This window comes from Corallococcus sp. 4LFB, assembly GCF_046520365.1.
GTDB classification, from domain to species: domain Bacteria; phylum Myxococcota; class Myxococcia; order Myxococcales; family Myxococcaceae; genus Corallococcus; species Corallococcus caeni.
This window is the reverse complement of record NZ_JBKGHJ010000806.1, coordinates 1-2,448: the sequence shown is the minus strand read 5'-3', so window position 1 is coordinate 2,448 and position 2,448 is coordinate 1. Positions and strand designations below refer to the sequence as shown.

Here is a 2,448-nt window from a genome sequence, read left to right as displayed (position 1 = left end):
GCGAGCCCTGCGCGCGCTCGGCGTCGCGCGCGTCCTGCTCCTGCTTCGCGCTCCCGTGCCCGTTCGTGCGCGCCTCGAACTTGTGGACCCTGGCGGCGGGCGTCCTTGGCGTCGCGGCGGCCTGCTTCGCCTCCGCGCCCTTGCCACCCTTGGGGGCCTTCGCCTGCGCGCCGGACTTCGACGCGCCGCCCCTGGCGCTCTTCGCCTTGCCCGCTGACTTCGCACCCTTCGCGGACTTCGACGCCGCGGACTTCTTCGCGGCCTTCGAATCGGCCGCGTCGTCCTTCACCTCGCCCGCGCGAGGCGCGGCGCCCCGCTGGAAGGGATCATTCCCGAGGACACCCTTGGTCATGACTGGCTCCTTCTGAGCGCCGAGGCGGCGTCCGTGACATGGTGGAGGGGCACGAACCCCAGCGCGGTCTCGGCGCGCTCCCCGTCCGCGACCCAGGAGTAATGCATGTAGTCGAGCAGGGCCACCGGCAACGTGCCCGCTCCCACCACCCCGAGCGCGCGAAGTGCTCCACGAAACAACGGCCCTGGCAGGGGGAGCGGTCGCGCGCCCGCCTGGCGGATGAGCCCCGACAGCGGCAACACCCCGCGCCCCACGATGTTGAACTCCCCGGCCGCCTCCGCCCGCAGCGCCAGGTGCAGCGCCCGGCCCGCGTCCTCCTCATGGAGGGCCTGCCACAGCGGGTCGAATCCCAGAAGCGTGGGCACCACGGCGTGCGACAGCAACCGCGTCACCGGGTTGTCCAGGCTCCGGCCGAGCAGGGGCGCGAACCGCAATACCAGCGTGCGCGTGTCCGGGTGCCGCTCGCGGAAGGCCCGCACCTGTCCCTCGACCTCCACCTTGTCGTTCACGAACCGGCTGTTCGGACAGCCGAACAGCGGCGAGCCCTCGCGCAGGAGCGCCGGGTTGTTGCCCCGCGCGCCGTACGTCACCGTGAGCGACGGCACCACCAGCCGTGGCAGCCGGGCACGGCCCACCGCCGTCAGCACGTTCATCGTGCCAATGACCTCCAGCTCGTGCGCCAGCGGGCCGTCGAGGATGGGCCCGAAGAGGAACGCCAGGTGGAAGAGGGCGTCCACGGGGCGCTCGGTGAGCGCGTCCGTCAGCTCTGCTTCCGCGTCGTAGCGGGTGAGGTCCACGCGGTGGAACTCCACCTTGCTCCTCCCCTGGGGCTCCTTCGTGTCCAGCACGAGGATGCTCTCCACGCCGGGGTCCGCTTCCAGCCTCGGCAGGAGCAGCTTGCCGTAGTCGCCATTGGCGCCTGTCACCGCGATGCGCATCGGGCCCTTGCCTGCTCGGAACACTTCCATTCGCAGGGGCGGGTGTTAGCCCAGCCGTCCGGGAATGTCAGCCGAGCGCGCCAGTGATGTTCTGGACAACGTCATCCAGTTCGCGGAGGGTGGCTGATCGCCATGTCCCGAATCGCGCGCCTGAGCGACGTGCTCATCAACAAGATCGCCGCCGGCGAGGTGGTGGAACGCCCCGCCTCCGTGGTGAAGGAGCTGTGCGAGAACTCGCTCGACGCGGGCGCGCGCACCGTGCGCGTGGAGCTGGAGGGCGGCGGGGTGGGGCGCATCACCATCTCCGACGACGGCCACGGCATGAGCCGCGAGGACGCCACGCTCTGTCTGGAGCGCCACGCCACCAGCAAGCTGCGCGAGCTGGACGACCTCTTCCACATCGACTCCATGGGGTTCCGGGGGGAGGCCATCCCCGCCATCGCGTCCGTGTCCCGCTTCACACTGCACACCGCGGAGCCGGACGCGCACGAGGGCACCAAGGTCATGGTGGAGGGCGGAGGCCCGCCCACGGTGGAGGACGCGCCGCCCCGCGTGGGCACCGTCATCACCGTGGAGGACCTCTTCTTCAACGTGCCCGCGCGCCGCAAGTTCATGCGCCAGGGCGCCACCGAGCTCAAGCACTGCGAGGAGGCCGTCGTGCGCCTGGCGCTCGCGCACCCGGAGGTCGGCTTCTTCGCCTCGCACGAGGGCAACGAGCTGTTCTCCAGCCCGGTCAGCGAACATGATCCGCGCGAGCGGATCGCCGCGGCCCTGGGCCCCGCGTCCTTCGCGCACCTGTTCCCCGTGGAGGAGCGCCGGCTGGGCGTCGTCGTCACGGGCTACCTCGCGTCGCCGGAGTACACGCTGCCCAACGCGCGCGGGCTCTACACCTTCGTCAACCGCCGCTACATCCGCGACCGCGGCCTCATCAGCACCGTGCAGCGCGCGTTCCAGGACTTCCTGCCCGCGGGCCGCCAGCCGGTGGTGGTGCTGCACATCGACGTGGAGCCCCGCGCGGTGGACGTCAACGTGCACCCCCAGAAGATGGAGGTGCGCTTCGCGGACGCCCGCGGCGTGCAGGACGCGGTGAGCGCCGCCCTCTCGCGCGTGCTGCGCGCGGCCCCTGGCTGGGCACGCCCGAACAGCAGGCCGCGAACC

General features: G+C 71.7%; 2 protein-coding genes and 1 pseudogene. 1 reads left to right on the top strand and 2 read right to left on the bottom strand.

The window, feature by feature from the left end; genetic code table 11:
• Together ACLEQD_RS41370 and ACLEQD_RS41365 are read right to left on the bottom strand one after the other, a co-directional pair.
• Positions 1–352 (bottom strand): annotated as a pseudogene (locus ACLEQD_RS41370) (hypothetical protein); the annotation flags it as partial.
• Positions 349–1,320, bottom strand: coding sequence for an SDR family oxidoreductase (locus ACLEQD_RS41365; RefSeq protein WP_410391409.1), 972 nt, complete (start codon positions 1,318–1,320; stop codon positions 349–351). The gene ACLEQD_RS41365 and the pseudogene ACLEQD_RS41370, both read right to left, overlap by 4 nt.
• Before the next feature lie 102 nt (positions 1,321–1,422).
• Here ACLEQD_RS41365 and mutL point away from each other — a divergent pair.
• A partial coding sequence (mutL, locus tag ACLEQD_RS41360; protein WP_410391408.1) for a DNA mismatch repair endonuclease MutL occupies positions 1,423–2,448 on the top strand: 1,026 nt, incomplete at its 3' end.